Below are 2,633 nucleotides of genomic sequence, written 5' to 3' on the forward strand. Positions count from 1 at the left end.
CCGTTGAGTACCCATACCCGAGCCTCGGGCACCGTCTCGAGGATCTCGCGCCGCCACTTGTAGACCAGGTGCGGCGGAGACACGATCAACGATCGGCGGTAGCCCTCGTTCGCCATCACGGCGGCGACGGCGATCGCCATCATCGTCTTGCCGGTCCCCATCTCGGCGTTGATCACGCCGGCGCGCTCGTTCTGATCCAGCAGCAGCGCGCAGATCGCGTGAACGACGTCCGCCTGAGCCGGGAACGGCTTGCGCGCCAAAGCGTTCATCACCGCCTGACGAACCGGATTGCCTCGGCCGTCGTAGACCGGGGGATGGGTGTGGTTGAGCGTGTCCAGAAGCCCCTCGCCGAACTCGTCGATGAAGTCGTTGAGCGCGATGACGTTATCCGATGCTGTGCATGGCATGTTCATGTCCATCTCCTCGTAATTGAAAACGAAAAAAAAGGCAGAACACGTCCCTACGGGCCGTGTGTCTGCCCGTAGGGGATTGGCTCGCTCAAGGAGCGAACGTGGTGGTTTATGCCGTCTCGGTGTCCGAGTCGGCAGGTTCAGGTTGTGCCGGTGTGTCCTGCGCTGGCGTCGATGTGATCTTGAACAGTCGTCCTTTGTCGGGAGAATTCGGCGTCACGTCCCAGGCCATGATGGCCGGCACGAAACGATCGGTCAGTATCCGACGCTCGCTGATGTTGCCATCGGCGTCTTCATCGAATTCGACCTTCATGGACTTCTCCTTGAAGGTGTCGCCCTTCACGACCAGTTGGCGCCCCGATCGCGAGGTCACGATGCCCGATATACCTCCTGCTGCCAGAGACAGCGCGAGGTGCCAGCTCGAAAGCCGGCGCAGCGGACGTCGCTGGGTAACACCGTCGGTCCAGAACGCGAGGTTGAAGTCGGGCCACAGCCCACCCAGCTGATCGATCTCCTGCTCCAGCTGCTCGGGTTCCAGCGACATGCGGTAGCAATGTGGCGCGCTACCGATTGCCGGCGGCACGTCATAAAGACCATCACACCAGATCGAAGGCAGCGGCTCGGGCTGGAGCTCTCCCACCCCGATTTGCTGCAACATCTTTCTGATCGTTTTGGCCCTGTCGTTGGCCTGTAGTGCATTGCGCTTCGTGCGAACGCCGAAGACGACGACCTGCTTGAAGGTATCAACCGCGGCCTCGAACGCGGTGACGCGATCGAAGTGGTGGCTGACCCAGCTCGATAGCTCATCGTCGAAGACGTAGTGAGGCACGATCATCACCATGATCCCGCCGTATTGCAGCAGGTGGACACAGCGCTGGTAGAACAGCTTTTCCAGCCGCTGACGCCCCTTGCCGGCATACCCCTTGCTGCCGCCCGTCTCGCCGACGAGATCGCCGTAAGGTGGGTTGAAGAACATCATCCCGAACGAGCGCGGCGAGATGACGGTATCCATCAGATCGGACTGGATGCCGACATCGACAACGCTCTGCATGTGCCTGGCTCGCTCGAGATCGAACTCGATGCCGTAGGCGTCGGTACGTTCCCGCCCCAGCCGGTGAGCGTTTTCCAGAATCGCGTGGCCTTCGCCGGCACACGGATCCAGGATGCGCACCCGCTGATCATGCGAGGTGCCCAGTGCATTGAGAACACGATCGATTGTGTCCTCGTCGGTTGGGTAGTAGCCGTTCTTGGCGAAGTTGCGCGCCAGGCGTGGAAACATCAAAGCCATGATGGCCTCCTGGGTTCATTGCGTGGCGAGATTGCTGGCGTGAATGAGTTGACCTATGGCGTCCTGGACGCTGGTCAGCGAGAGATCGATCCTGACGCCGGACAGACGCTCGGACGTGTGATCGAGCATGCGTATCGCGCCGTGCTCGAGAAGCAGCTGAACGACCGTGGGTCGCCAGTGATCGAGCAGCGGAAACGCGGCGAGATCCTGCAGTCGTGACCAGAGCATCGCGCTTTTGTCCTGACGTGGGTCTCGTTCGTTGAAGATGGCGTAGCACTGACGGTTGGCGCGATCCGGAGCCTGACAGCGCTGGTCGAACAGCCAGAGGTTCAGCAGGCTGCCGAACCGCGTCTGCCGATAGGTCCGCGTCGTCCGCTTCGCCAGGCGATCGCGATCCAGATGCAGGGCGACCGTCTGATCGTCCCGCTGGAGCGTGATCCCGTTCCAGCCGCCTTCGGCGATCGGCAGGGTCAGCTTTGCCATCAGTTCGTGAATGGCGGTATCTCGCCCCCATAGGGACAGAAAGACCGCGTGGTCGCCATCGGCGACGTAGCTGTCCAGAAAAAGCTCTGGCGCCTCTTCGAGACGCCAGAGCGGAGTTGTAGTCGACATGCTGCCTCCATCAAACAGAATGGGGGCAAGCTACCCCCGAGGGGCAGTCATCGCCCCCGAGGGTTGAGTGTCAGATTCAAGCCGCTGCCGCAGCCGAATAGGTCCAGGTTTGTGACGTGGCATCGAAGGCGTAGCCCATCTGCTTCAGGCGAACGACCTGGGCACGGAAGGTGCCCCGGTCGACCGTGGGATCCAGCTTGACGCTATCGCCCAGCGGCCATTGGTGCCCGAACAGCTCGATGTCCTGATCGTCCGCCTGCGGTCGGCGCTTCGGCGTGGCCTTGGCGCTCTCCTCTTGCGGTTGATCCGTCGATGCCGGCGTG

4 protein-coding genes are annotated in these 2,633 nt (G+C 61.8%); all 4 read right to left on the bottom strand.

Annotation, left to right across the window (positions count from 1 at the left end):
- On the bottom strand, positions 1-413 hold a 413-nt coding region (locus AC3AYF_RS20010; RefSeq protein WP_487780267.1), incomplete at its 3' end, for an SNF2-related protein.
- 106 nt (positions 414-519) lie between these two features.
- Positions 520-1,698, bottom strand: coding sequence for a DUF6094 domain-containing protein (locus tag AC3AYF_RS20015; RefSeq protein WP_487780268.1), 1,179 nt, complete (start codon positions 1,696-1,698; stop codon positions 520-522).
- Positions 1,699-1,713: 15 nt separating this feature from the next.
- Positions 1,714-2,310, bottom strand: a complete 597-nt coding sequence (locus AC3AYF_RS20020) for a hypothetical protein (RefSeq protein ID WP_295041328.1) — start codon at positions 2,308-2,310, stop codon at positions 1,714-1,716.
- Between the two features lie 76 nt (positions 2,311-2,386).
- On the bottom strand, positions 2,387-2,633 hold a 247-nt coding region (locus tag AC3AYF_RS20025), incomplete at its 5' end, for a DUF3275 family protein (protein WP_295041330.1).

The sequence above is a fragment of the Salinicola sp. genome (assembly GCF_982684285.1).

Excerpts from the sequence above, each read along its gene's own strand:
- AC3AYF_RS20015 (WP_487780268.1), bottom strand. The coding sequence starts at position 1,698 with ATGGCTTTGATGTTTCCACGCCTGGCGCGCAACTTCGCCAAGAACGGC.
- AC3AYF_RS20020 (WP_295041328.1), bottom strand. The coding sequence starts at position 2,310 with ATGTCGACTACAACTCCGCTCTGGCGTCTCGAAGAGGCGCCAGAGCTT.